Here is a 26,473-nt window from a genome sequence, read left to right on the forward strand (position 1 = left end):
GGGGATATTTCGATCTAGCAGGGTGGTTGTTTTGCGCGGAGCCCACCCCATGGATGATCGTGATCTGATCGGTCACCCGAGCGGCCGGGTCGGTATCCTTGCCTCATGGCTCTGGGTCGCCCGTCCGTCCTTCCAGATCGTGTCGCCACCGTCCGCGAACTCCTCGCCGCCGGTGCCCACTCGTTCTCCTTCGAGTTCTCCCCTCCGAAGACCGACGAGGGGGAGCGCCAGCTCTGGCGTGCCGTCCGCGAGCTGGAGGCGCTGCACCCCACCTTCGTGTCCGTCACCTACGGCGCCGGCGGCAGCACCCGCGATCGCACCGTCGACATCGTCGAGCGGATCGCCCGTGAGACCACGTTGACCCCGGTCGCCCACTTCACGGCCGTCAACCACTCCATCCGCGAGCTGCGCCACCTGGTCGGCCGGTTCGCGGGGGCGGGCGTCCGCAACATCCTCGCCGTGCGGGGCGACCCGCCGGGCGACGTGACGGGCGAGTGGGTGCGCCACCCCGAGGGCGTCCTGTACGCCGAGGAGCTGGTCAGGCTCATCCGCCAGTCCGGCGATTTCTGCGTGGGCGTGGCCGCCTTCCCCTACAAGCACCCCAGGTCCGACTCGATCGAGTCCGACACCGAGTACTTCGTGCGCAAGTGCCGGGCGGGCGCCGACTACGCGATCACCCAGATGTTCTTCCGCGCGGACGACTACCTGCGGCTCCGTGACCGGGTGGTGGCCAGCGGCTGTGACACGCCGATCATCCCCGGCATCATGCCCGTCACGCAGGTGAGCACCATCGCCAGGTCGGAGCAGCTCTCCGGCGCGCCGTTCCCGCCCGAGGTGGCAGAGAGGTTCGCGGCCGTGGCCGACGACCCGGCCGCCGTGCGCAGTCTGGGCATCGAGCTCGCCGCCGAGCTCTGCCAGACCCTGCTCGACGAGGGCGCGCCCGGCATCCACTTCATCACCTTCAACCGCTCCAGCGCGACCCGCGAGGTCTTCCAGGCGCTCGACCACGGGCCGAAGGTAACCCCGCCGGCGGTCTGAGCCGGAGAGGTCCCCCGCCGGGAGGCTCAGCCGCCCAGCGGGAGGACCGTCCCGACGATCGCGTACCGCTCGTGCCCGCCGGGGAAGACGAACTGCGTGAGCAGGTCCACGAAGCCCATGCTCCGGTAGAGGTGCCGGGCCGCGGTGGGCCGGTCGCGGGTGGACAGCACGGCGGTGCGCTCCAGGCGGCCCGCGCACATGCCCGTGATCATCGACCGCCCGATGCCCTTGCCCTGGTAGTCAGGGCGGACGTGGATCTCGGCCAGCTCCAGCGCGTCGCCCAGCCAGCCGCGGGCGCTGCCCTCGCCGTGTTTCTCGGCGAGGGCCCGCCGGACCACGTCGTGCCACCACTGGCCGGGAACCCCGTGGAAGCCGTAGGCGATGCCCACCGGGGTGCCGTCGGAGAGCTCGGCGAACAGGCAGGTGAAGGCGGGATGGGTGGCGTGGTTTCCCATGATCGCTTTGCGGCCGGCGATCTGGTCGGCGGGCGGATTCATCGCCTTGGTGTAGACGTCGAGGACCGCGTCCAGACGGAGCGTGAACTCGTCGGGGCCGATCCGTCGCAGTCCGATCACGCGTCGCACCCTAGCAGGGAGGGCGTGACGCGGGTCATCTCCAGGGGCGGGAACGTCGCCCGGCGCTCACCGCCGGATCGCGGTCATTCGACCTCGACGGGGACCCCGCCGGTGATGCGGACGAGCTCGTCGAAGGAGGTCGGGAAGACGGTGTGCGGGTGGCCGGCGGCGGCCCAGACGACGTCGTACTTGCCCAGCCAGGTGTCGACCAGCGTCCTGACCGGGGCGGGGTGGCCGATCGGGGCGACGCCGCCGATGACCTGGCCGGTGGCCGCCCGAACGAAGGCGGGATCGGCGCGCTTCACCTTCGCCACGCCGACCGTCCTGGCGATCAGGGCGGTGTCGACCCGGTGTGCGCCGCTGGTCAGGACCAGGAGCGGCTCGCCGTCGGCGTCGAATATCAGGCTGTTGGCGATGGCGCCGACCTCGCAGCCAAGCTGCGCGGCGGCGCTGGCGGCGGTCGGGGTGGCCTCCGAGAAGGTGACGACCTCACCGGGGACGGCGTGCTCACGCAGCACGGCGGTGACTTTCTCAACGTTCGGATGCAACTTTTCTGGCACCTGGCCACTCTAAACGGGTTGACCGTTTATTGCCGCTTCATAACCGGCGGCTTGCATGGGGAACCCGTGCGCTATGGTCCCTTGACCTGATCCATAGTGATATGAGGAGTTGGTGGAAAGTGGGGGTTGGACAGCGGCTGGGAGCGGCCACGCTGATGACGGCGGGGGCCGTGCTCCTCTCTTCCGTGGGCGTCACCTTTTCCGCGGGCGCGGCCGAGGCCCGGGCCACGGTCTCGGCCGCGCCGGTCGTCGCGACGAGGACCGAGGTGTCCCGGTTCGCCGCCCCCGGCAAGACGCTCAGGCTCGGCGCGAAGGGCGCCGCGGTGAAGGTGCTCCAGGAGAGGCTGGCCGAGCTCGGCTACGCCCCGGGCAGGGTCGACGGCCGCTACGGCGGTGCGACTCTGACCGCGATCTGGGCCTTCCAGAAGGTCAACGGCATCTCGCCGACCAGCACCGTGGCGCGCAGGACCTGGAAGGCCCTGGAGAGCCCGCTGGCGCCGAAGGTGCTCGTCCCCAAGGGCAAGCCGACCAGGGTGGAGGTGAACCTCACCACCCAGGTGATGGTCCTCTACGTCAACGGCGCGGTGAAGCTGATCAGCCACACCTCCTCGGGCAGTGGAATCGCCTACTGCGAGACGGCCACCTGGGAGGGCAGGACCCAGCGGTTCTGCGGCGACGCCCGCACTCCGACGGGCGACTACAAGACCACCTGGCGCAGGGACGGCTGGCACAAGTCCTACCTGGGCCAGCTCTACAACCCGATCTTCTTCAACGGTGGCATCGCCTTCCACGGCGCGCTGTCGGTGCCGCTGGCACCCGCCTCCCACGGCTGTGTCCGGTTGCCGATGCACGTGGCGGAGGTCCTTCCCGGTCTGATCGGCACCGGGGTGCCGGTGCATGTCCGAGGCAGGTTCGCCCGGTAGTGCGGCGGAGCGGGCGATCCGGCGGGCACTGACCCGGCGGACGGTTCGGTGGCCGGAGGGCAGGGGCCCCGGGAGACGGAGATCTCCCGGGGCCTCCGTCATGTCCGTCATATCAGAAGATCGAACTTTTGTTCGTCGCTCTACTTGACAGCATTAGTGGTCGAATTTATGTTCGATGTAATGACGCGGGGCTCGCGGCCCGTGTCCAGGGTGGTCGACCGGATCCACGTCGTCGGAGGAGACGATCGGGCCCAGGTCGGGGCGGGCGGGGAGAGGGGAAGCTCCTCGTCCGGCCGCCCGGCGGATTTGTCGGTGGGGTCTGCGAATGTTGACACCGCCGGTGAAAACGCCGGGAGCCGCTTGCGACCAAGGAGGCTGACACACATGACCCCTCGGCTCGGCGATTCCGGTGGGCCCCGGCTGTCCCCCACGGTGCGGGCGCACCTCACAGACGCGCGCGACTGCCTCGAAGAGGCCGCCGCCGCCCGGACCTCCGCCGCTCGCTACGTCGCGGCCCACCTCGCGGCGCTCAGGGCGGCCGCCGCCGTCCTGGCCGCGCGACCCCGTCCAATGGAGGGCCGCAGGCGCAGGCTGCGCAGTGCCTGGGAGCTGCTGCCGCAGGCCGAGCCCCGGCTGGCCGGGTGGGCGCCCTACTTCGAGACGAGCGCGGCCAAGCGGGCCGCCGCGGAGGCGGGTCTGACCCGCACGGTGTCGTCGCGAGACGCCGAGGAGCTCATCTCCGAGGCGGAGCGCTTCGTCACCGAGGTCGAGAGCCTGCTCGGGCTGCCGGCGCAACCCGTGCTCCCCGGCCGAGTCCCCCTGGCGGGTTAGGTCGCCTCCGGCGGGATCCTGCCGTGGCGAGGGGCGGTCAGCCGGTCCTCGCCACGGCGGTGACCGGCGACAGCGCGGCGGGGCGCCGCTGACCGGCCGCGGTGGCAGCGGATCCAAGGGGGCCGGTCTGGCCTGGTCTGGCCTGGTCTGGCTTTTACGCCGCCGAGGAGTTCTCGTGGGCGGCGCGCTGGCGCAGCAGGAGCATGGCGGCGTCATCGCCCAGCGGCCTGCCCACGTGGTGGAGCAGGTCCGCGCGCAGGGCGTCCAGCGCCCCTTGAGGGTCCTCGCCGTCCAGCAGGTACGCCCGCTCCGACAGCGGGTAGAACTCGCCGGTTCCGCTGCGCGCCTCGATGACCCCGTCGGTGTAGAAGAGGACCTGGTCCCCCAGCTCGAAAGGGATGCGGTGCGGCGACGGCTTGCTGACCTGGAGCGTGCTCATCCCCAGCGGTAGCGCCTCGTCCGGTGGGTCGGCGAACCAGATCACGCCGTCGGCGTCCAGCACCATGGGCGGGGGGTGGCCGCAGTTGATGACGGTGATGGTGGAACCGCCGCCGATCTCGGCCAGTACGGCGGTCACGAACTGCTCGCCGGACAACTCGCGGGTCAGCGCCTTCTCCAGCCGCTTCACGACGCCCTGGAGCTTCCTCTCGTCGTGGGCCGCCTCGCGGAAGGCGCCGAGCACCACGGCCGCGGTCTCCACGGCCTCCAGCCCCTTGCCCTGGACGTCTCCCACGATGATCCGGACCCCGTGCGGGGTGGTGACGACCTCGTACAGGTCACCGCCGATCCTGGCCTCGGCCGTGGCGGAGGTGTACGAGACGGCCACGCCTATGCCGGGACCGGCGCGGCGGGGCACAGGGCGCAGCAGCACCCGCTGGGCCGCCTCGGCCACCGAGCGCACGTCGGCGAGCTGGCGCTCGTGGCGCAGCCGTCCGGCGCTGGCCAGCACGCTGGCCACGGTGACACCGAGGATGGCGAACATGGTGATGTTGGTACGGGGCGTCCAGAGGATGTCGTTGTAGATGCCGAGCGCGACGCACAGCACCAGGGCGACGGCGCCGATCACGGTGGTGCGGCCCAGGCCGCAGGCCACGCTGGCGAAGGCAGGGCCGAGGGCGAGTAGCGGGAGGAGGCCGGAGGTGGGGCCCGAGCCGAAGTCGATCACGGCCACCACGGCCATGACGACGAACGGCAGCAGCTTCAGGGTGTCCTGGGTCCTGGTGGTGCCGATCGATGCCAGCAGGCGCAGGAAAGTGCGCGTCCTGGTTGAACCCAGCGACACCATGACGGAGTGGAGACGGTTTTTCGGGTGCGGTCGAGAGTGATCGAGCCGATCATCTCCCGAAGTCATGTCCACCGTATCTCGCCAATCGAATGTTTGCCTTTTCCTACCACAGCGGCCGTGGGCCGGGGCGGGATGAAGTCAACGTTCCGCTGAGAGCAAGATTTTCGGGAGCGGAGTGGGCACGCCGGTTCCGGCGCACCCACGACCGGTCAGGTGGTCAGAAGGACTCGACGGCGCGGCGCGCCTCGGGGTCCAGGACTCCCCAGCCGATGAGCTCCTCGGTGAGCTCGCCGGGGGACTTGTCGTAGATCACGGCAAGGGAGCGGAGGTCCTCCTGGCGGATGGACAGCACCTTGCCGTTGTAGTCGCCACGCTGGCTCTGGATGGTGGCCGCGTAACGGGCGAGCGCGCCGGCCTTCTCCTTGGGGAGCTGGGCAAGGCGCTCAAGATCGATCACAAGCTTCGGTGTCGGGCCGAGAGGGCTGGGAGCAGCCCCTCCGGGCAGCAACTCCGATACCGGCACCCCGTAGAAATCAGCCAGCTCGGCAAGCTTCTGCACGGTGACGGCACGGTCGCCACGCTCGTAGGAACCCACGACGACCGCCTTCCAGCGCCCGCGGGACTTCTCTTCGACTCCGTGCAGGGACAGGCCCTGCTGGGTGCGGATGGCGCGGAGTCGTGCACCCAGCGACTTGGCATACTCAGACGGCATGGTGTGGCCCCCCGGCTCTGTATGTACTGCTCTCAACTTGATTGTGCTACCTCGCAACTTATGCCCCGGTCACCGGGTTGGCGCCCGGGGTAGGTGTCTTCGGTGACCGGTGCGTCAGGGTTCACCCGATAACGCCACGAGGTGTGGTTACGGACAGTGACGGTAAAGCTGTGGGCGCCTAAGGTCAAGCTGATTGGAAAAAAGATGCCGAATCCGATCCGATGTGGTCCGCCTCAAACGCCGTACTTGTCCTACCGTGCATCGCGAAACCTCTGGTTTTTGCGGGATTTTCGCTAGCTTCAGGCTTCTTCTGGGGGATTCGGGGCAACATCATCGTCGGGTACGGCGGCAAGCGTATGATCTTCAATGACGCGGCCGCGAGGAATACCCGGTGCGACGATGCGGTGGTCAGATGCCGTCGCGTTCGAGCGGGCAGCTCATGCAGCGCGGGCCGCCCCGGCCCCTGCCGAGCTCGCTGCCCCGGATCGTGATGACCTCGATCCCGTTGCGGCGCAGGTGGTTGTTGGTGGTGGTGTTGCGCTCGTAGGCCACGACCACGCCGGGCCGCAGGGCCAGCACGTTGCAGCCGTCGTCCCACTGCTCCCGCTCGGAGGCGTACACGTCCTGCGTCGCGCTGAGGACCTTGATGTCGTCCAGGCCGATCGCCCGCGCGATGGCTCTGTGCATGTCCTCGGGGGGATGGTCGGTGATCTTGAGTTCCTTCTCGTTGTCGCCGGGCTCGACGGTGTAGGAGGGCAGCATGCCCAGCCCCGCGAACTTGGTGAAGACCCCGACGTCCACATTGGTCATGACCGTGTCCAGGTGCATGAAGGCCCGCGCCTTCGGCATGTCCAACGCGACGATCCTCGTCGCGGAGCCCTTCCCGAACAGGCTTCGGGCGAGCATCTCGACGGCCTGCGGCTGGGTGCGCTCGCTGATCCCCACCAGCACCGCGTCCCGGCCGATGACGAGCACGTCGCCGCCCTCGATGGTGGCCGGCGCCGCGGGGATGCCGGGCATCCAGACGTGGTAGCCGCCCTCGTCGGGCCGGTCGTAGCCGGGTGCGAAGGCGGGGTGGTAGCGGTAGATCGCCTCCATGTTGACCGTCTCGCGGCGGCGGGCCTTCTTCCTCATCGCGTTGATCGAGACGCCGTCGTAGATCCAGCAGGAGGTGTCGCGGGTGAAAAGGTGGTTGGGCAGCGGGGGCAGGACGAAGTCGTCCGGCCTGAGCGTGTGAAAGGCGAGGCTTTTGGGATCGGTGCCCATCTCCACCAGTTCGCGCTTGGTGATGCCGCCGGTGAGGTAGCGCTGGAGCACGCTGGACTCCATCGAGTCCAGCGCGTTGCGGATGGCGTCGACGGCCATCGGGCCGAAGTAGCGCTCGTCGGCGATGCCGTCCAGGATGTGCTTGCGCGCCTGGGGGATCTCGACGGTCTCGTGGAGCAGGTCGGAGAGCATGTGAACGGTGACGCCCTGGTCGACCAGGAGTCTCTGCCACTCCTCGTGCTCCTCCACGGCGCGCTGGACCCACAGCACGTCGTCGAAGAGGAAATCGTCCTTGTTCGACGGCGTGAGCCGTTTCAGGGCCAGTTCGGGCCTGTGCAGCAGGACCTGGTGGAGCCGGCCGACCTCGGAGTCGACGTGAAAGGTCATTTCTCTTCCTTCGCGGCTGGTGACGAGACCGTCGGGAGGGCTGCGCCCCGGATCCCCTGGGCGCGCTCGCCATACTTCACCTTTGTGCGGATCTAAAGCGCATACCCGTCCAGAACCATGGGAAGTCAGCGAAGATCACGATATTTATTTACCTTTGGGAAGATCGCTGAGGCGGGCGTCCGGCATCCGTCGAGGTGAGGCCGGGTGAGCCTGGGCAGAGGTGGACCGTCACGCGGCTGGTAACGTAAGAGCGCTGACTCCCTTTAAGACCCGTCCAGTGAGGCGGGAAAGGTGGTGTTACTCCTTGGCCGATGCCATTTCGCATGCGCTGAGCGGCGCGCGCGCCGTCCTTGAGGAGCCCGATATCAACCGGGCTCTGGTCCGCATCTCTCACGAGATCCTTGAACGGACCAAGGGGGGCGAGAACGTCGTCCTGCTGGGCATCCCCACGCGCGGTGTCCACCTGGCCCGCCGGTTGGCCGCCCACATCAAGCAGTTCGAGGGTCGTTCCGTGCCCGTCGGCTCCCTCGACGTCACGATGTACCGAGACGACCTGCGCCTGCGTCCCGCCCGCGCGCTGGGCCGCACCGAGCTGCCCGCCGACGGCATCGACGGCAGGACCGTCGTCCTCGTCGACGACGTCCTCTACTCCGGCCGCACGGTCCGCGCCGCGCTCGACGCGCTCAACGACCTGGGCCGCCCACAGGCCGTGCAGCTCGCCACCCTGGTCGACCGCGGCCACCGCGAGTTGCCCATCCGCCCCGACTACGTGGGCAAGAACCTGCCGACCTCCAAGTCCGAGAGCGTCAAGGTCTACCTGGAGGAGAACGACGGCCGCGACGCGGTCCTGCTGCTGAAGGAGGACGGCCGGTGAAGCGGCACCTGATCTCGGCGGCGGACCTGACCCGCGACGACGCCCTGCTCATCCTGGACACCGCGGACGAGCTGGCGAAGATCTCGGAACGTTCCATCAAGAAGCTCCCCACCCTGCGGGGCCGCACCGTGGTGAACCTCTTCTTCGAGGACTCCACCCGGACCAGGATCTCCTTCGAGGCGGCGGCCAAGCGCCTGTCGGCGGACGTCATCAACTTCTCCGCCAAGGGCTCCAGCGTCTCCAAGGGCGAGTCGCTCAAGGACACCGCGCTCACTCTGGAGGCGATGGGCGCCGACGCCGTCGTCATCCGGCACGGCGCCTCCGGCGCGCCCTACCGGCTGGCCGGCTGGGTGCGCGGCAGCGTCGTCAACGCCGGCGACGGCACCCACGAGCACCCCACCCAGGCCCTGCTCGACGCCTTCACCATGCGCCGCCGCCTGGGCTCGCTGGACGGCAGGAAGATCACCATCGTCGGCGACGTGCTGCACAGCAGGGTGGCCCGCTCCAACGTGCTGCTGCTGGCCACCCTCGGCGCCGAGGTGACCCTGGTCGCCCCGCCGACCCTGTTCCCGGTCAACGTCGGCTCCTGGCCGTGCGAGGTCTCCTACGACCTCGACGCGATGCTGCCCAAGTCCGATGTGGTGATGATGCTGCGCGTGCAGCGTGAGCGGATGAACGCGGCGTTCTTCCCCACCGAGCGGGAGTACAGCCGCCGCTACGGGCTCGATCGCGAGCGCGTCGTCAGGATGCCCGACCACGCCATCGTGATGCACCCCGGCCCGATGAACCGGGGTATGGAGATCGCGGCCGAGGTGGCCGACTCGCCGCGCTCGACGATCGTCGAGCAGGTCGCCAACGGTGTGACCGCACGCATGGCCGTTCTGTACCTGCTGCTTGGCGGCGCCGACCTCGGGGGAGAGATCTGATGAACGACCGCATCGGGGCCACGCGTGACGGCATCGTCATCAGGGGCGCCAGGATCCTCGGCGGGGAGCCCGCCGACATCCTGATCCGCGACGGCCTCCTGGTGGAGATCGGCCGGGGGCTGAGCGGCGGCGAGACCGTCGAGACCGTCGAGGCCGAGGGCCTGATCGCCCTGCCCGGCCTGGTGGACCTGCACACCCACCTGCGCGAGCCGGGGCGCGAGGACGCGGAGACCGTCACCACGGGCACCCGCGCCGCCGCCCTCGGCGGCTACACCGCCGTGCACGCCATGGCCAACACCGACCCGGTCGCCGACACCGCCGGCGTCGTCGAGCAGGTCTGGCGACTGGGCCAGGAGGCGGGCCACTGCGACGTGCAGCCCGTCGGAGCCGTCACGGTCGGCCTGGGCGGCGAGCGCCTGGCCGAACTCGGCGCCATGGCCGACTCCGCGGCGCGGGTCCGGGTCTTCTCCGACGACGGCAAGTGCGTCTCCGACGCGGTGCTCATGCGCCGTGCGCTGGAGTACGTCAAGGCCTTTGACGGCGTCGTCGCCCAGCACGCCCAGGAGCCTCGCCTGACCGCGGGCGCGCAGATGAACGAGGGCGCGGTCTCCGGCAGGCTGGGCCTGACCGGGTGGCCCGCGGTCGCCGAGGAGGCGATCATCTCCCGCGACTGCCTGCTCGCCGCCCACGTCGGCTCGCGCCTGCACATCTGCCACGTCTCCACGGCGGGCTCGGTGGAGATCATCCGCTGGGCCAAGTCCAAGGGCTGGGACGTCACCGCCGAGGTGACCCCGCACCACCTGCTGCTGACCGACGACCTCGTCGAGGACTCCCCGGTCGGCTCCTACAACCCGATCTACAAGGTGAACCCGCCGCTGCGCACCCGCGCCGACGTCGAGGCGCTGCGCGAGGCCCTGGCCGACGGCACGATCGACTGCGTGGCCACCGACCACGCCCCCCACCCGGTCGAGGACAAGGAGACCGAGTGGGCCGCCGCGGCCATGGGCATGATCGGGCTGGAGACGGCGCTCGCGGTGGTGCAGGAGGCGATGGTGGAGACGGGGCTGCTCGACTGGGCCGGCGTCGCCGAACGCATGTCCTGCGCACCGGCCAGGATCGGCAGGCTTCGGGGACACGGGCAGCCGATCGAGGTCGGCGCGCCCGCCAACCTCACCCTCTACGACCCGGCGGTGCGCGCCGCGGTCGACCCGGCGGGCTACGCTTCCAAGAGTCGCAACACCCCCTACCAGGGCCTTACCCTGCCCGGCCGTGTCGTGGCGACCTTCCTGCGGGGCAGGCCGACGGTCCTGGACGGGAAGCTCGCGTGAGGACCTCCCGCCGCGGCGTGTCGGGCGGGCGCGGGAGCGTCCCGCTCGGCGGGGAAACGGCGAACCAATGTGCCAGATATTTCATACTTTGCGGAGCTGTAGCCGAGATGATCGGGGTGTGTGAGTGACCGCAGTGCTAGTGCTGGAAGACGGACGCGTCTTCCACGGGACCCCCTACGGAGCCGAGGGCGAGACCTTCGGCGAGATGGTCTTCAACACGGGGATGACCGGCTACCAGGAGACACTGACCGATCCGTCGTACCACCGCCAGATCGTCGCGATGACCGCACCGCACATCGGGAACACCGGGATCAACGACGAGGATCCGGAGTCCTCGCGGGTGTGGGTGGCCGGTTACGTGGTCCGCGAGCCGGCCCGGTTGGCCTCCAACTGGCGCTCCAACCGTTCCCTGGACGACTACCTCAGGGAGCAGGGTGTCGTCGGCATCGCCATTCCCGGCACCCGCGCGCTGACCCGTCACCTGCGGGAGCGGGGGGCGATGCGGGCCGGGGTCTTCTCCGGCAAGGCCCTGGCGCCGGTCGAGGAGCTGCTGGAGCGGGTGCTGGGCAGCCCCGCGATGGAGGGCGCCGACCTGGCGGGGGAGGTCTCCACCACCAAGCCGTACGTGGTGCCCGCGATCGGCACGCGGCGGTTCACCGTGGCCGCGGTCGATCTCGGGATCAAGGCGATGACGCCGCACCGGATGGCCGAGCGCGGCTGCGAGGTGCACGTGCTGCCCGCCTCGGCCACCGCGGCGGAGATCCTCGCGCTCGGCCCGGACGGGGTGTTCTTCTCCAACGGTCCCGGCGACCCCGCCACCGCCGACGGGCCGGTCGAGGCGCTGCGCGAGGTCCTTGACGCAGGCGTCCCGTTCTTCGGCATCTGCTTCGGAAACCAGCTCTTCGGACGGGCCCTGGGGCTGGGCACCTACAAGTTGCGCTACGGCCATCGAGGTGTCAACCAGCCGGTACAGCACCGGGGCACCGGCAAGGTGGAGATCTCCGCGCACAACCACGGTTTCGCGGTGCGCGCGCCGCTGGAGGGCGTGTTCGACACGCCGTACGGCCCGGCGGAGGTCAGCCACGTCAACCTCAACGACGACTGCGTCGAGGGGTTGCGGCTGCTGGACCGCCCGGCCTTCAGCGTCCAGTACCACCCGGAGGCCGCGGCCGGCCCGCACGACTCCGCCGGCCTGTTCGACGACTTCTGCGCGTTGATGGCGGGGAAGCGGGGAACGGCCGACGGGGCGATCACAAGCACGGAGCGGTCCGGGGGACGAGCGGGCGGAGTGGCGGACGAGGGACGAGTCCTCCGCGGAGCCGGCGAGGAGCCGGGCGCGACCATAGGCACGGAGCGGTCCGGGGGACGAGCGGGCGGAGTGGCGGACGAGGGACGAGTCCTCCGCGGAGCCGGCGAGGAGCCGGGCGCGACCATAAGCACGGAGGGAAGCAAGGGTGCCTAAGCGCACGGACATCCAGTCGATCATGGTGATCGGCTCAGGACCGATCGTGATCGGCCAGGCCTGCGAGTTCGACTACTCCGGTACCCAGGCCTGCCGCGTGCTGCGCGCCGAGGGCTTCCGGGTGATCCTCGTCAACAGCAACCCGGCGACCATCATGACCGACCCCGAGTTCGCCGACGCCACCTACGTCGAGCCCATCACCCCCGACATCGTCGAGAAGATCATCGCCAAGGAGCGGCCCGACGCGCTGCTGCCCACCCTGGGCGGGCAGACCGCGCTGAACACCGCGATCTCCCTGTACGAGGCCGGCGTCCTGGAGCGCTACGAGGTCGAGCTGATCGGCGCCGACGTCGACGCCATCCAGTCGGGCGAGAATCGCGAGCTGTTCAAGGGCATCGTGGCCAAGGTCGCCGAGGAGCACGGCCTCAACGCCGAGTCGGCCCGCTCGTTCGTCTGCCACACCATGGACGAGTGCCTGGCCGCCGCGGGAGAGCTGGGCTACCCGCTGGTGGTGCGGCCCTCCTTCACCATGGGCGGGGTCGGCTCCGGCTTCGCGCACGACGAGGAGGGGCTGCGCCGCATCGCCGGAGCGGGCCTCGACGCCTCGCCGACCACCGAGGTGCTCCTTGAGGAGTCCATCCTCGGCTGGAAGGAGTACGAGCTGGAGGTCATGCGCGACCGGGCGGACAACGTGGTGATCGTCTGCTCGATCGAGAACATCGACCCGATGGGCGTGCACACCGGCGACAGCGTCACCGTGGCCCCCGCCCTGACCTTGACCGACCGCGAGTACCAGAACATGCGCGACGTGGCCATCGCGGTCATCCGCGAGGTCGGCGTCGACACCGGCGGCTGCAACATCCAGTTCGCCGTCGAGCCGCGCACCGGCCGCATGGTCGTCATCGAGATGAACCCCCGCGTCTCACGCTCCTCGGCGCTCGCCTCCAAGGCCACCGGCTTCCCGATCGCGAAGATCGCCGCGAAGCTCGCCATCGGCTACACGCTGGACGAGATCCCCAACGACATCACGAAGGAGACCCCGGCGTCGTTCGAGCCCTCGCTGGACTACATCGTGGTCAAGGTGCCCCGGTTCGCGTTCGAGAAGTTCTCCGGGGCCGACACGACCCTGACCACCCACATGAAGTCGGTCGGCGAGGCCATGGCGATCGGCCGGTCCTTCCCCGAGGCCCTGCAGAAGGCGCTGCGCTCGCTGGAGAAGAAGGGGGCCTCCTTCACCTGGGCCGGCGATCCCGGCGACAGGGACGAGCTCCTGGCCGCCTGCCGTACCCCGCACGACGGGCGCCTGTTCACCATGCAGCAGGCCATCCGCGCCGGGGCGGGCGCCGAGGAGCTGTTCGAGGCCACCAGTGTCGATCCGTGGTTCGTCGACCAGCTGATCGCGATCGACGAGATGGCCGCCGAGCTGCGCGAGGTGCCGCAGCTGACCGCCGAGGTGCTGACCAGGGTCAAGCGGTACGGCTTCAGCGACGCGCAGATCGCCGAGCTGCGCGGCATGACCGAGTCGCGGGTGCGCGACCTGCGCCACGCGCTCGGCGTCCGCCCGGTCTACAACACCGTCGACACCTGCGCCGCGGAGTTCGCCGCCCAGACCCCCTACCTGTACTCCACCTACGACGAGGAGACCGAGGTCCCCTACGGGGATCGCCCCAAGGTCCTCATCCTCGGTTCGGGGCCCAACAGGATCGGCCAGGGCATCGAGTTCGACTACGCGTGCGTGCACGCCTCCTTCGAGCTCTCCGCGGCCGGCTACGAGACCGTCATGGTCAACTGCAACCCCGAGACGGTCTCCACCGACTACGACACCTCCGACCGCCTCTACTTCGAGCCGCTCACCCTGGAGGACGTCCTGGAGGTCGTCCACGCCGAGCAGCAGACCGGCCCCGTCGCGGGCGTCATCGTCCAGCTCGGCGGCCAGACCCCGCTCGGCCTGGCCCAGGCGCTCAAGGACGCCGGCGTCCCGATCGTCGGCACCTCACCCGAGTCGATCCACCTCGCCGAGGAGCGCGGCGCGTTCGGCCGGGTCCTCGCCGAGGCGGGCCTGCCCGCTCCCAAGCACGGCGTCGCGGTGACCGAGGACGAGGCGCTGGCCATCGCCGCGGAGATCGGTTACCCGGTGCTGGTGCGCCCCTCCTACGTGCTGGGCGGCGCGGGCATGGCCATCGTCTACGACGACGAGACCCTGATCGCCTACATGGCCAAGGCGGGCGCGGCCAGCGATCACCCGGTGCTGGTGGACAAGTTCCTCGACGAGGCCGTGGAGATCGACGTCGACGCGCTCTTCGACGGCGAGGAGCTCTACCTCGGCGGCGTGATGGAGCACATCGAGGAGGCCGGCATCCACTCCGGCGACTCGGCGTGCTCGCTGCCGCCGATGACGCTGGGCGGCTACGACATCAAGCGCATCCGCGCCGCCACCGAGGCCATCGCCAGGGGGGTGGGCGTGCGCGGCCTGCTCAACGTGCAGTACGCCATGTCGGCCAACATCCTGTACGTGCTGGAGGCCAACCCCCGCGCCAGCCGTACCGTCCCGTTCGTCTCCAAGGCCACGGCGGTGCCGCTGGCCAAGGCGGCGGCCCGGGTGATGATGGGCGCCACGGTGGCCGAGCTACGCGCCGAGGGCCTGCTGCCCAGGAGCGGCGACGGCGGCACCATGCCGCTGGACGCGCCCATCGCGGTCAAGGAGGCCGTGCTGCCCTTCAACCGGTTCCGCGGCGTGGACATCGTGCTCAGCCCCGAGATGCGCTCCACCGGTGAGGTCATGGGCATCGACGAGTTCTTCGGCACCGCCTACGCCAAGTCGCAGGCCGCGGCCTACGGCTCGCTGCCCACCAAGGGACGGGCGTTCGTCTCGGTCGCCAACCGCGACAAACGCGCCATGATCTTCCCGGTCAAGGCCCTCGCCGACCTCGGCTTCGAGATCCTCGCCACCGAGGGCACCGCCGAAGTCCTGCGCCGCAACGGTGTCCGTGCCAAGATCGTGCGCAAGCACAGCGAGGGAGTCGGCCCCGCGGGCGAGCAGACCATCGTCCGGCGCATCCTGGACGGGGAGGTGGACCTCATCGTCAACACCCCCTTCGGGAGCCCCGGCCAGTCTGGACCCCGCCTGGACGGCTACGAGATCCGCACCGCCGCCGTGCTGCGCGCCATCCCGTGCATCACCACGGTCCAGGGCCTCGCCGCGGCGGTGCAGGGCATCCAGGCGATCGTCCGCGGTGACATCGGCGTACGGTCCCTGCAGGAGCACGCGAAGCGGTTGCGGAGCGGTTGAGGAGTGAGGCCGGCGCCCCAGCGGAGGTGAGGAAGACGCCTGTTACTCCGGTGCAGGTGACGGGCACGGTGCTGACGACGCGCCGCGTCGACGCCTACCATGCGCTCACCGTGGTGGCGCCCGGCATCGCCGAGCGCTTCCGGCCCGGCCACTTCGTCGGGGTGGCCGCGGGCGGGGCGCAGACGTCGATGCTGACGCGCCGTGCCTTCTTCGTCCACGACGTCAAGCCCGACTACGGCGGTACCGTCGAGTTCGTCTTCTCGGTGAGCGGGCCGGGCACGGCCTGGCTGGCCGACCGGCGCGCCCGCGACACCCTCGACCTGGTGGGCCCGCTCGGCCGCCCGTTCCCGCTGCCCAGAGACCCGGTGACCTGCGTCCTGGTCGGTGCCGAGCACGGCTCGGCGACGCTGTTCACCGTGGCCGACGCCCTGCAGCGGCGCGGCTGCCGTGTCGACTTCGTCCTCGGCGCGGCCTCGGCCGACCGGGTGTTCGGCGCCCTGCGCGCCAGGAGGATGGGGGAGACGACCACGCTGACCACCGAGGACGGCTCCCTGGGCATGCGCGGCCGGGTGACCGACGTGCTGCCCGGCGTGATCGCCGACGTGCGGGCCGACGCGGTCTACGCCTGCGGTCCGATGCCGATGCTGCACGGCGTCACCACGGTGGCCGTCGAGTTCGACATCCCCGTCCAGGTGGCGGTCGAGGAGCGGATGGCGTGCGGGATCGGCGTGTGCATGACGTGCGTGCTGCCGGTCATCGGGGACGACGGGGTGACCCGGATGGTGCGCTCGTGCGTCGAAGGACCGGTCTTCAGGGGCGAACGCGTCCGCTTCGACGACGTCGGGACGATCCCGTTCGACGCGCTGGGAGCGCCCGGTGGAGGAACGCGCAATGCCGGTTGACATGCGGACGTACCTGGGGCACGTGGAACTGGTCAACCCCGTCACCACGGCCGCCGGGTGCGCGGCGTCCGGCTCCGAACTCGCCCAGTTCTTCGACCTCGCCCGGATCGGCGCGTTGACCACCCGGTCGATCACGATGGCCCCTCGGGCGGGCCGACCGACCCCCAGGATGGCCGAGACGCCCTCGGGCATGCTCAACGCCGTCGGGCTTCAGGGGCCGGGGGTGGACGTCTTCCTGGAGCGCGAGCTGCCCTGGCTGGCCCAGCGGGGCGTGCGGACCGTGGTGTCCATCGGCGGCGGTACCGTGGCCGAGTACACCGCGCTGGCCCGCAGGCTCACCGACGCGCCCGGCGTCACCGCCGTGGAGGTCAACCTGTCGTGCCCCAACATCGAGGACCGGGGCCGGGTCTTCGCCCGCGACGGCGCGGCCTCCGCCGAGGTGATCGCCTCGGTGCGCTCGGTCATGCGCTACGACGTGCCCGTGGTGGCCAAGCTCTCCCCGGATGTCATGGACATCGTGAGCGTGGCCCGCGCGTGCGTGGACGGCGGTGCCGACGCCCTGTCGATGATCAACAATCCGCTCGGCATGAGCATCGACACCGAGGCCATGCGGCCCGTGCTCGCGGCGGTCACCGGCGGCCTGTCGGGACCCGCGGTCAGGCCACTGGCCGTACGCTGCGTGTGGCAGGTCCACGCGGCCCTGCCCAGCGTGCCCATCATCGGGATGGGCGGCGTGCTGACCGGCAGGGACGCCTTCGAGCTCATCCTCGCCGGAGCCTGCGTCGTCGCCGTGGGGACCGCGCTGTTCCACGATCCCTACGCCTGCCTGCGCATCCTCCGTGAACTGGAGGAGATCCTGGCGGCCCGGGGGTTCCACCGGCTGGCCGACGTGGTCGGGCTGGCACACCGCCCGCCGGGGGCGTCCACCCGGCACCGGATAGATCTTGAGGAGAGTTCCCTGTGACGCCCGCACCCATCGCCGTCGCCCTGGACGCGCCAGACCTCGAGACCGCGGCTCACTGGGCGAGCCTGGTCACCCCGCACGTCACCACGGTCAAGGTCGGGTTGGAACTCTACCTCCGCTACGGCCCCGACGTGATCGCCTCCGTCCGGGGCGCGAGCGGGGTGCGGGTCTTCCTCGACCTGAAGCTCCACGACATCCCCAACACCGTCGCGGGCGCCGCCAGGGCCGTGGCCCGGCTCAAGCCCGCCATCCTGACGGTCCACGCCACCGGCGGCCCCACGATGATCCGGGCGGCGGTGGAGGCCGTGCCCAACACCCAGATCGCGGCGGTGACGTTGCTCACGTCGCTCTCGGAGGCCGACCTGGAGCAGATGGGCGTCAGGGGCCCCTCCCAGGACGCCGTGCGCCGCCTGTCGGCCATGGCCGTCGCCGCGGGCGCCCAGGCCCTCGTCTGCTCGCCGCGCGAGGTGGCCGCGGTGCGCGCCGAGGTCGGGCCCGACATCACGCTCATCACCCCCGGCGTCCGTCCCGCCGGCGCCGAGAGTCAGGACCAGGCAAGGGTAGCGACTCCGGAGCAGGCTTTCGCCGACGGGGCGGATCTTCTCGTGATCGGCCGCCCGATCACCGGTTCCGCCGACCCCGGCGCGACGGCCGCGGGCATCGCCGCGGCCCTCCGGCGCACCTCCGCCGCCGCTGGACACGGCGCATGACACAACCCCGGAAAACTCGGCGTTGAGTGCAGTTTCGTCCACACAGAGCAACATTGTGATCACAGAAAGTCACGAAGTTGATTTTCTGGGGGGATAAAGTGGTCTTGACGTTGCTTGAAGCGCCATGACCAGCTAGTTTCCCTTCCCGTCCGAGTACATCGACAGGAAATTCGAGGTGACCCGGCGTGGCTCTTCCTCCCCTAACCCCTGAGCAGCGCGCCGCAGCCCTAGAGAAGGCTGCCAAGGCCCGCCGAGAGCGTGCCGAGGTTAAGAACCGCCTGAAGCACGGTGCGGTCTCTCTGACTGAGGTGCTCAAAGACGGGCAGGCCGACGACGTCATCGGCAAGATGAAGGTTTCGGCCCTTCTGGAGTCGCTCCCCGGCGTGGGCAAGGTTCGCGCCAAGCAGCTCATGGAGCGGCTTGGCATCGCAGAGTCCCGCCGCGTGCGGGGCCTGGGCACGAACCAGCGAGCTTCGCTCGAGCGTGAGTTCGGCGGGGCCGAGAGCTAATCTCGGTTCATACGACCACGTTCACCCCATATGGGGACAGCATCACGGGGGGTTTGGAGTGACCGGAACGTCGCGGTCCGACGAGAGTCGGACTCCGGAGGCAACCGCCGAGGGCGGAGCCGGTCGCTCCACATCCTTGGCCGGAGGTCCGAAGGGGGCGCGAGCCCTCGCCGGACTCCCGGCCGGTAGGCGCCTGACGGTCCTGTCCGGGCCGTCGGGCGTCGGCAAGTCCACGGTCGTCGCCGAGCTTCGGCGGGCACACCCCGAGGTGTGGCTGTCGGTCTCGGTGACCACCAGGAAGCCCCGTCCGGGGGAGACCCACGGGGTTGAGTACTTCTTCGCCGACGACGAGGAGTTCGACCGCCTCGCCGGCTCCGGCGAGCTGCTTGAGTGGGCCGAGTTCGCCGGAAACCGGTACGGGACGCCGCGCGGCCCGGTGCTCGAGAAACTCGCCGCCGGGGTGCCCACGCTGCTGGAGATCGACCTCCAGGGCGCCAGGCAGGTCCGTGCGACCATGCCCGAGGCCCTGCTGGTCTTCCTGGCCCCCCCGACCTGGGAGGAGCTGGAGAAGCGCCTGCGCGGCAGGGGGACCGAGCCCGAGGACGTCATCGCCCGCCGCCTGGCGGCCGGCCGGATCGAGATGGCGGCCGAGCGGGAGTTCGACCTGACGCTCGTCAACACGTCAGTCCAGGATGTATGCCATCGGCTGATAGCCTTGTTGGCTGATGCTCCCGAGGGTTCACGCCTCGGACGTTCACCTAGCTAGGGGAAATCACACGTGGCAACCAGCGCCGCCTACTCCGAAGGCATCACCAACCCGTCGATCGACGCCCTGCTCGACATCGTCGACAGCAAGTACAGTCTCGTGATCTTCGGCTCCAAGCGGGCGCGTCAGATCAACGCCTACTACTCTCAGCTCGGCGAGGGCCTGCTCGAGTACGTCGGCCCGCTCGTCGAGACCCACGCGCAGGAGAAGCCGCTCTCCATCGCGCTGCGCGAGGTCAGCGAGGGCCTGCTCACCTCCGAGCCGATCGAGGGCTGACCCACCTCGATGCCGACCGCAGGCGAGGCCGAGACCTCCGTGGTTCCCAGCAGGCCGAGAGTCGTCCTCGGTGTGAGCGCGGGCATCGCCGCCTACAAGGTGTGCGAGCTGTTGCGCCTGTTCACCGAGTCCGGCCACGACGTGCGCGTGGTCCCGACCAGGGAGGCGCTCCGCTTCGTCGGCGAGCCGACCTGGGCCGCGCTGTCCGGCAACCCGGTCACGACCGACGTCTGGGAGTCGGTGCACGAGGTGCCGCACGTCCGCATCGGACAGGGCGCCGACCTGGTGGTCGTCGCGCCGGCCACCGCCGACGTGCTCGCCAAGGCCGCCCACGGGCTGGCCGGCGACCTGCTGACCAACACGCTGCTCACCGCGCGCTGCCCGGTGGTGTTCGCCCCCGCGATGCACACCGAGATGTGGGAGCACCCCGCGACCCGCGCGAACGTGGCCACGCTCCGCGAACGCGGCTCGATCGTCGTTGATCCCGCGGTGGGCCGCCTGACCGGGGCCGATACGGGCCCCGGCCGCCTGCCGGACCCGAAGGAGATCTTCGAGGTCTGCCGCCGCGTCCTCTCCGGGCGCCCCGCCGACCTGGTGGGCCGTCGCCTGGTGATCTCCGCGGGGGGCACCCGCGAGGCCATCGACCCGGTCCGCTTCATCGGCAACCGTTCCTCGGGCCTGCAGGGTTACGCCCTGGCCCGCACGGCCGTCGCCCGGGGGGCCGAGGTCACCCTGGTGGCCGCCAACGTCGCCCTGCCCGACCCCGCGGGGGTCAGGGTGGTCCGGGTCACCTCGGCTCTGGAGCTGCGCGACGCCGTGCTGGAGGCAGTGGAGGGCGCCGACGCCGTGGTCATGGCCGCCGCCGTCGCCGACTTCCGGCCCTCGGCGCGGAGCGGGTCGAAGATCAAAAAGACCGCCGATGAGCCTGATGCCATCCATCTAGTGAAAAATCCCGACATTTTGGCGGAGCTGGGTGAGCGGCGCCGCGAAGGGCTCAAGCCGTACCCTCAGGTGATCGCGGGATTCGCGGCCGAGACCGACGACGTCCTCGCCAACGGGCGGGCCAAGCTCACCCGCAAGGGCTGTGATCTGCTCGTCGTCAACCAGGTCGGAGACGACCTCGCCTTCGGCACGCCCGACAACGCGGCGGTGGTCCTCCTCTCCGACGGGGAGCGGGTCGACATCCCGCGCGGCCCCAAGGAGGCGCTCGCCGAGGTGGTCTGGGACCTCGTCGCCGCGCGCCTGGCCTGACCACTTGCCGTAGGCCACCTCCCGGCGGATACTGCCTCCCAGATGCCCTGCCTCATCGCAGCCGAGAGGGGTGCGGATCATGCCGGTCGCCGCCGCTGTCAGGGCCCGATGCCGCGCGCTGCTTCCGCCGGGGGAGGAGATCCACTACGTCCTGCCGGCGCTGTCGGTGGGCACCCCGGGCATGGCGGCCTTCCTCATCGTGATCACCGATCGCACCATCTACCTGCTCTCCACCAAGTTCTTCGACCGCAACGCGCCGACCTCGGTGTACGCCACCCACACCCGGCGCACCCGGCTCGGCCCGCTGGAGTTCTCCGCGGGCGCGGCCATCGAGCTCGGCGGCATGGTGTTCGAGATCGAGGAGGAGTACGCCGCGGTGATCTCCGCCGCCGACGCCGAGGTCTTCGCCCCCGAGACGCTGCCGCCCGATCCGCTGCCCGACCTGTGAGCCTCGCTCCACGGCCGGCCGTGTTTCCCCGCGGCCGATTTCGGTGAACCCGCAGCTCTTCCACTACATGATCTGAACATTTAGGGTGACACGATCTGAGACGGTTTCGCGGCCCCGCATCAGGTGGGGCTAGAATTCGCCGGAGCGCTACTGGTGTCCTGCCGATGCCAGAGCCACAGACGCCAGCAGCCGCTGCATGAGGAGCCACTGACTTGTCCCGTCGCCTGTTCACCTCCGAGTCGGTCACAGAGGGCCACCCGGACAAGATCGCCGACCAGATCAGTGACGCGATTCTCGACGCCATGCTCAAGGGTGACCCCAAGAGCCGCGTCGCGGTCGAGACGCTGATCACCACCGGTCAGGTCCACGTCGCCGGAGAGGTGACGACGGAGACCTACGTCGACATTCCCGGTCTCATCCGGGAGAAGATCCTCGAGATCGGTTACGACGCCTCGCACAAGGGCTTCGACGGTGCCTCCTGTGGCGTGTCGGTGTCCATCGGCGCGCAGTCGCCCGACATCGCCCAGGGCGTCGACGACGCCTACGAGAACCGCGAGGGCGAGGCGGGCGACGAGTTCGACCGCCAGGGCGCCGGTGACCAGGGCCTGATGTTCGGCTACGCCTGCCGCGAGACCCCCGAGCTGATGCCGCTGCCGATCCAGCTGGCGCACCGCCTGGCCGAGCGCCTGTCGCAGGTCCGCAAGGACGGCACGGTGCCCTACCTGCGTCCCGACGGCAAGACCCAGGTCACCGTCGAGTACGACGGCGACAGGCCGGTCCGGCTCGACACGGTGGTCGTCTCCACCCAGCACGCGGCCGAGATCGACCTCAAGGAGATGCTCGCTCCCGACATCAAGGAGCACGTGGTCGACCCGGTCCTGGCCGGCCTGGAGATCGAGACCGAGGGCTACCGCCTCCTGGTCAACCCGACCGGTCGCTTCGAGATCGGCGGCCCCATGGGCGACGCCGGCCTGACCGGCCGCAAGATCATCGTCGACACCTACGGCGGCATGGCCCGCCACGGCGGCGGCGCCTTCTCCGGCAAGGACCCGTCCAAGGTCGACCGCTCGGCCGCCTACGCCATGCGCTGGGTCGCGAAGAACATCGTGGCCGCCGGTCTGGCGGACCGCGCCGAGGTCCAGGTCGCCTACGCCATCGGCAAGGCGCACCCGGTCGGCGTCTTCGTCGAGACCTTCGGCACCGAGAAGATCGAGGTCAGCAAGATCCAGGAAGCCGTGGTCAAGGTCTTCGACCTGCGCCCGGCCGCGATCATCCGCGACCTCGACCTGCTCCGCCCGATCTACTCGGGCACCTCCGCCTACGGTCACTTCGGCCGCGAGGGCTTCTCCTGGGAGTCCACCGACCGCGCCGACTCCCTGCGCGTCGCCGCCGGTCTCTGACGGCCAGCACGTTTCAAGACGGCCCCTGTGAGAACTCTTCACGGGGGCCGTCGCATGTCCGGACCCGCCGGTACCCGGTTGCCCTGTGCACTGGGGGATGATCTCAGGGTGTGCGCCGATCCCGTGTTGCCCTGTGCACTGGGGGATGATCTCAGGGTGTGCGCCGATCCCGTGTTGCCCTGTGCACTGGGGGATGATCTCAGGGTGTGCGCCGATCCCGTCAGAATTCCGTGCGTCCTGCCCCCGGCCCGGATCCTTCTGTCGCGCGCTCGGGAACAGTGGCAAGTGAGATCGCTTTGTGACTCGGCCGCGTCCGCGCAGGTGGTGTACGAGTGTTTGAGATCGGTACCCGCGTCGCGCCTGGCTGATCGCCGTTGAAAAGCGCGGCGTAGTACGTGGGGAAAAGCGCGGCGGGGGTGGTGGAGTGGTTGGGGGCCGCTCACCGGTGTCGCGTTGTGCGGGGTGGAAGGTCAAAAGCGCGGCGGGGGTGGTGGAGTGGTTGGGGGCCGCTCACCGGTAGCGCATCGTGCGGGGTGGTGGCGGGCGTTGGCCGGGTGTGGGTGACCGGGGGCGGGCCGGTGGAGCTCCGGGAGGGGGCAAAGCGGGTCATGGCGGGCGTGGAGGCGGGGCCGTGGTGGTGACGATCGGGGATTTTCCATGATCTGGGTGAGTTGGCACGCTGGGGGCGTGCGGATTCACCCAGATCAAGAAAGGCGCCACTCCCACCCCCTCGGGTGGGCCGCTTTTCGTGGTGGAAGGCCCGATTCGTCCCCGCACCCGGCCGGGGGCGACCCGTGACCGGACATCCCGCGGACCTTCGTACCCCGCACGGCGAGAGCCCCGCGCGAGGCGGCGGCGAGGAGCGGCCCCGAACCCTTCCACACCGCGGCGGACCCGTACCGATGGGCGGTCTGGGGCCACTCCACCACCCTCGGCGCGCTTTTGACCTTCGACCCCGCACGACGCGACACCGACGAGCGGCCCTGAACCACTCCACCACCCTCGCCGCGCTTTTCCCCACGGACGACGCCGCGCTTTTCCACTGTGACCGGCTTACCGGATTCGGATGCTCGTACACCACATCCGTGGACGCGACCTGTGGCTCTGATCACTATCCTCAAGGCATGAGGAAACTCCTCCTCCGAATCGATGACGATCTGCATCGGCGCATAATCCGAAGGGCCGGTCGCACCGGCCGTTCCGTCAACGCCACCGCCGTGGAGATCCTCGCTCGCGGTCTGTCCGATGAGGCGCGAGATGCCCGGGCGGAGCTTCGCGCACGTGCGCACCGGCTCGGCGTGCTCGCCGACCCTTCTCCCGCTTCCCCGGTGACCGAAGCCCACCGTGAGCGTGCACTTGCTGCCACCAGGGGAATCGGCCCTGTACTCGGCGACCTCTGGGCCGAGGGCCGCTGACCATCATGGCCGTCTACGCCGTGGGCGTTCGGAGGGGGGCCGAGGCTTTTCCGGTGCTGAACTGGGCCCAGACGGCGTGGCCGTGGGACTGGGTGCCTCGGCAGCCGACCTGGGAGGCCAGGGCGGTGACCAGGGGGAGTCCCCGGCCGCCCTCGCCGAGGAGGGCGGGATGGACGATGGCGGGGACGGAGCCCCGGCCGGAGTCGTAGACCGTCACCCGGGTGGCCTCGGGCCTGCGGACGACCTCGACGACGAACGTGCCGCACGGCCATCCGCTGGCGGTGTGGCGGACGGCGTTGGCGGCGAGCTCGGCGACGATCTGCTCCGCGTCCCGCTGAAAGGACGAGTCCGCCAGCAGGAACCTGACGAAGCGCCGGGCCTCGGGAACCTGGGCGGGCCGGCCGGGGAAGGTCCGTCGCCAGGTCATGCCGCCGGGGCGGAGCCGTACCATGGCGTCGATCAACTCCGGGGCCACGCCGTCGTGGGTAGCGGTCATGCGTGCTCTCCTGGTCTCCTGGTCGGCGGGAAATCGTCAGCAGAACAGTGGCCCGGCCCTCCCGCGCGGTAGCCCTCCGGGATACCGCCGGCGAGATACTCCGCGCACAGTGCCGTTGAACTGCGAGAACATCGCGCTCGACGGTCGAGGATCCCCACTTCCCCGCCCGGCTGTCATTCTCCGTGACCAGAGGCATACGATCCGTGTGTGTTCGGGGAAGGGAGTGCGGATGCCCGGAGAGGGATACCGGATCCTGCTGGGGTGCAGGCGGCGTAGTGAGGCGCTGCGGGCCTGCTGCCTCACGTTCGACCAGATCGCCGGGGTGTTCGCCCTCGATCACCAGGTCAGCCCGCTGCGGCTGTACCGCTACGCCCACGGTCGTACGGCGGGCGACGTGGTGGCGGCCTACAACGACCTCGATCCGGCGGGCACCGCCACCCTGCGGGCGGCGCGCTTCTACGACTACGAGGCCTGGCCGCAGGCCGGGCGGCGTCCCGGCGCCGGGGCGGTCACCATCTTCGCCCGCGTCTACCAGACCACCGCCCGACGCCTGGTCACCGACGAGGTCTACGCCTCATACGGGGTACGGGACCGGGACCTGATCGACCAGGTAGATCACCGTCACCTCGATGCGCACTACTGCCGCCAGGTGTCCGCACCGGCCATCCCGGGCACCAAGGGAACGAAGGCACTTTCCCCACTCGTTCCCGCGCCCGCGCCCGCCCGCTGTGCCGACCTGCTGCGCGCGGTCGGCGCAGAGGAGGCCGACGTGAAACGCCGCGAACTGCTCTTCGAACTGGCCCTGGTCCTGGGTGGGACGCCCGCCCTGGGGCTGCTCCGCCACCTCACCCCGCCGGAACGGGAACGCCTGGCCGCCGCCGCACGCCACCAGAACCCGATCGACGCGACCACCATCGACGTGCTGGAACGGCTCACCGCCCGGCTGTGGGCCATGGACGAGGCGTCCGGCCCCAGACAGGTTCTACCGGTCGCTGAGGCCAAGCGCGCGATGGTCGACGACCTCCTCAAACGGGGCTCCCTCACCCGGGCCCTGCGCGAGCGCCTACTGCGCGTCTACTGGAGCCTCAGCCACATGACGGGCTGGTGCCACTACGACCTGATGGACTACACGAGTGCCACACGTCGCTATCAGGAAGGGCTGGCTGCGGCTTACGAGCTGGGTACTCCTGCTCTCCTGGCTCATCTGCACGGGCTGATGGCTGACATGGCGATTTTTCACGGCAAGCCAACCATGGCCATAGATCATGCTTTCGCAGCCGAAGGGTGGGCCAAGAACAGTGGCAATGGTCTGCAGCAGGCCGCGACCTTCTCCATAGTCGCCAGGGTGCTCTCGAATACGCGACGTGACGGGGAAGGGCTTCGGATGCTCGACCGTGCTGTCAGATTGGCGGATAGCAGTCGGAACGGAGCGGAACTCCGGCACCTTTTCTGGCTTGAACCGGACCGCATCGCTCGCCATGCCGTGTTCTGCCTCATCAAGGCCGGGCAGTTCGACTGGGCGATAGTCGAAGTGGAGCAGAGGCTTGCGAAGATGGGGCCTGGTTCTGTCCGGGTCAAAAGCATCCTTCAGCTCGAATATGCGAGTGTACTGATCAAGAAGCAGGAGATTCCGGCGGCCGTCACCATGATTGACAAGGCTGCGCAGGCCGTCGTGGGGCACAGTTCCACTCGTCTGGTTCACTCCGTGCGACAGACTCGTGCTCGGCTCGCGCCGTGGGAGGGCAACAAGTACGTCCAGGACCTGGACGAACGGTTGCGTTCACTGGCCATCCTGGTCTGACGTGTTCCGGCACTTTTCCTGGGAAATGCTTGACCATCAGACATCATTGGAGCTGGGGATATTGGCCGGTATGAACGGA

24 protein-coding genes and 1 pseudogene are annotated in these 26,473 nt (G+C 69.8%); 19 read left to right on the forward strand and 6 right to left on the reverse strand.

Annotated elements, in window-relative coordinates; genetic code table 11:
* The first annotated feature begins 105 nt into the window (after positions 1-105).
* Positions 106-1,038 (forward strand): methylenetetrahydrofolate reductase [NAD(P)H], encoded by a 933-nt coding sequence (metF, locus tag OG884_RS29400; protein ID WP_326638215.1) that lies wholly within the window; start codon positions 106-108, stop codon positions 1,036-1,038.
* A gap of 26 nt (positions 1,039-1,064) precedes the next feature.
* Here metF and OG884_RS29405 read toward each other — a convergent pair whose 3' ends face one another.
* Positions 1,065-1,613 carry a GNAT family N-acetyltransferase gene (locus OG884_RS29405; RefSeq protein ID WP_326638217.1) on the reverse strand — a complete coding sequence of 183 codons (549 nt, stop codon included), beginning with the start codon at positions 1,611-1,613 and terminating at the stop codon, positions 1,065-1,067.
* Positions 1,614-1,696: 83 nt separating this feature from the next.
* Positions 1,697-2,173, reverse strand: a complete 477-nt coding sequence (locus OG884_RS29410; RefSeq protein WP_442811550.1) for a YbaK/EbsC family protein — start codon at positions 2,171-2,173, stop codon at positions 1,697-1,699.
* 119 nt (positions 2,174-2,292) lie between these two features.
* Between OG884_RS29410 and OG884_RS29415 the strand changes: the two genes are divergently transcribed.
* Positions 2,293-3,096, forward strand: coding sequence for a L,D-transpeptidase family protein (locus OG884_RS29415; protein ID WP_326638220.1), 804 nt, complete (start codon positions 2,293-2,295; stop codon positions 3,094-3,096).
* Positions 3,097-3,480: 384 nt separating this feature from the next.
* Positions 3,481-3,927 (forward strand): SAV_6107 family HEPN domain-containing protein, encoded by a 447-nt coding sequence (locus OG884_RS29420; RefSeq protein ID WP_326638221.1) that lies wholly within the window; start codon positions 3,481-3,483, stop codon positions 3,925-3,927.
* 154 nt (positions 3,928-4,081) lie between these two features.
* Here the strand turns inward: OG884_RS29420 and OG884_RS29425 are convergent, their stop codons facing one another.
* The 3 genes from OG884_RS29425 to OG884_RS29435 form a co-directional block, all read right to left on the reverse strand.
* A complete protein-coding gene (locus OG884_RS29425; RefSeq protein WP_326638223.1) occupies positions 4,082-5,212 on the reverse strand; it encodes a PP2C family protein-serine/threonine phosphatase in 1,131 nt (376 codons plus the stop codon).
* A gap of 217 nt (positions 5,213-5,429) precedes the next feature.
* Positions 5,430-5,924 carry a transcriptional regulator BldD gene (gene bldD, locus OG884_RS29430; RefSeq protein WP_326638225.1) on the reverse strand — a complete coding sequence of 165 codons (495 nt, stop codon included), beginning with the start codon at positions 5,922-5,924 and terminating at the stop codon, positions 5,430-5,432.
* Positions 5,925-6,332: 408 nt separating this feature from the next.
* Positions 6,333-7,577 (reverse strand): arginine deiminase, encoded by a 1,245-nt coding sequence (locus OG884_RS29435; protein WP_326638227.1) that lies wholly within the window; start codon positions 7,575-7,577, stop codon positions 6,333-6,335.
* Positions 7,578-7,881: 304 nt separating this feature from the next.
* On the opposite strand from OG884_RS29435, the gene pyrR reads away from it, so the two are divergent.
* From pyrR to OG884_RS29510, 15 genes and pseudogenes are all read left to right on the forward strand, one after another.
* A complete protein-coding gene (pyrR, locus tag OG884_RS29440; RefSeq protein WP_326638229.1) occupies positions 7,882-8,451 on the forward strand; it encodes a bifunctional pyr operon transcriptional regulator/uracil phosphoribosyltransferase PyrR in 570 nt (189 codons plus the stop codon).
* A complete protein-coding gene (locus OG884_RS29445; protein WP_326638231.1) occupies positions 8,448-9,377 on the forward strand; it encodes an aspartate carbamoyltransferase catalytic subunit in 930 nt (309 codons plus the stop codon). The genes pyrR and OG884_RS29445 overlap by 4 nt, the downstream gene beginning before the upstream one ends.
* Positions 9,377-10,705: a dihydroorotase gene (locus OG884_RS29450; protein ID WP_326638233.1), complete on the forward strand. Its 1,329-nt coding sequence runs from the start codon at positions 9,377-9,379 to the stop codon at positions 10,703-10,705. Before OG884_RS29445 ends, OG884_RS29450 begins: the two co-directional genes overlap by 1 nt.
* Positions 10,706-10,829: 124 nt before the next feature.
* Positions 10,830-11,933, forward strand: a pseudogene (gene carA / locus OG884_RS29455) (glutamine-hydrolyzing carbamoyl-phosphate synthase small subunit); the annotation flags it as partial.
* A 226-nt stretch (positions 11,934-12,159) separates the two neighbouring features.
* The gene (carB, locus tag OG884_RS29460) at positions 12,160-15,456 is read left to right on the forward strand and encodes a carbamoyl-phosphate synthase large subunit (protein ID WP_326638235.1); all 3,297 of its coding nucleotides are present in this window, start codon (positions 12,160-12,162) and stop codon (positions 15,454-15,456) included.
* A 50-nt stretch (positions 15,457-15,506) separates the two neighbouring features.
* Positions 15,507-16,358 (forward strand): dihydroorotate dehydrogenase electron transfer subunit, encoded by an 852-nt coding sequence (locus tag OG884_RS29465; RefSeq protein ID WP_326647027.1) that lies wholly within the window; start codon positions 15,507-15,509, stop codon positions 16,356-16,358.
* Positions 16,348-17,322, forward strand: coding sequence for a dihydroorotate dehydrogenase (locus tag OG884_RS29470; protein WP_326638237.1), 975 nt, complete (start codon positions 16,348-16,350; stop codon positions 17,320-17,322). Before OG884_RS29465 ends, OG884_RS29470 begins: the two co-directional genes overlap by 11 nt.
* Positions 17,319-18,032: an orotidine-5'-phosphate decarboxylase gene (gene pyrF / locus OG884_RS29475; RefSeq protein WP_326638239.1), complete on the forward strand. Its 714-nt coding sequence runs from the start codon at positions 17,319-17,321 to the stop codon at positions 18,030-18,032. Before OG884_RS29470 ends, pyrF begins: the two co-directional genes overlap by 4 nt.
* A 185-nt stretch (positions 18,033-18,217) precedes the next feature.
* Positions 18,218-18,541: an integration host factor, actinobacterial type gene (gene mihF, locus OG884_RS29480; RefSeq protein ID WP_326638241.1), complete on the forward strand. Its 324-nt coding sequence runs from the start codon at positions 18,218-18,220 to the stop codon at positions 18,539-18,541.
* A gap of 136 nt (positions 18,542-18,677) precedes the next feature.
* On the forward strand, positions 18,678-19,307 hold the full coding sequence (gmk, locus tag OG884_RS29485; protein WP_326638242.1) for a guanylate kinase: 630 nt from the start codon (positions 18,678-18,680) through the stop codon (positions 19,305-19,307).
* Positions 19,308-19,319: 12 nt separating this feature from the next.
* Positions 19,320-19,583 (forward strand): DNA-directed RNA polymerase subunit omega, encoded by a 264-nt coding sequence (gene rpoZ / locus OG884_RS29490; RefSeq protein WP_030909981.1) that lies wholly within the window; start codon positions 19,320-19,322, stop codon positions 19,581-19,583.
* 9 nt (positions 19,584-19,592) lie between these two features.
* On the forward strand, positions 19,593-20,834 hold the full coding sequence (gene coaBC, locus OG884_RS29495) for a bifunctional phosphopantothenoylcysteine decarboxylase/phosphopantothenate--cysteine ligase CoaBC (RefSeq protein ID WP_326638247.1): 1,242 nt from the start codon (positions 19,593-19,595) through the stop codon (positions 20,832-20,834).
* Between the two features lie 79 nt (positions 20,835-20,913).
* On the forward strand, positions 20,914-21,282 hold the full coding sequence (locus tag OG884_RS29500; RefSeq protein ID WP_326638249.1) for a hypothetical protein: 369 nt from the start codon (positions 20,914-20,916) through the stop codon (positions 21,280-21,282).
* Positions 21,283-21,494: 212 nt separating this feature from the next.
* Positions 21,495-22,682 carry a methionine adenosyltransferase gene (gene metK / locus OG884_RS29505; RefSeq protein WP_326638250.1) on the forward strand — a complete coding sequence of 396 codons (1,188 nt, stop codon included), beginning with the start codon at positions 21,495-21,497 and terminating at the stop codon, positions 22,680-22,682.
* 1,124 nt (positions 22,683-23,806) lie between these two features.
* The gene (locus OG884_RS29510; RefSeq protein ID WP_326638253.1) at positions 23,807-24,097 is read left to right on the forward strand and encodes a hypothetical protein; all 291 of its coding nucleotides are present in this window, start codon (positions 23,807-23,809) and stop codon (positions 24,095-24,097) included.
* A gap of 13 nt (positions 24,098-24,110) precedes the next feature.
* On the opposite strand, the gene OG884_RS29515 is transcribed toward OG884_RS29510, so the two are convergent.
* Positions 24,111-24,593, reverse strand: coding sequence for an ATP-binding protein (locus OG884_RS29515; protein ID WP_326638255.1), 483 nt, complete (start codon positions 24,591-24,593; stop codon positions 24,111-24,113).
* 229 nt (positions 24,594-24,822) lie between these two features.
* On the opposite strand from OG884_RS29515, the gene OG884_RS29520 reads away from it, so the two are divergent.
* The gene (locus OG884_RS29520; protein ID WP_326638257.1) at positions 24,823-26,394 is read left to right on the forward strand and encodes a hypothetical protein; all 1,572 of its coding nucleotides are present in this window, start codon (positions 24,823-24,825) and stop codon (positions 26,392-26,394) included.
* Positions 26,395-26,473 lie beyond the last annotated feature (79 nt).

Source organism: Streptosporangium sp. NBC_01755, from assembly GCF_035917995.1.
Lineage (GTDB): Bacteria > Actinomycetota > Actinomycetes > Streptosporangiales > Streptosporangiaceae > Streptosporangium.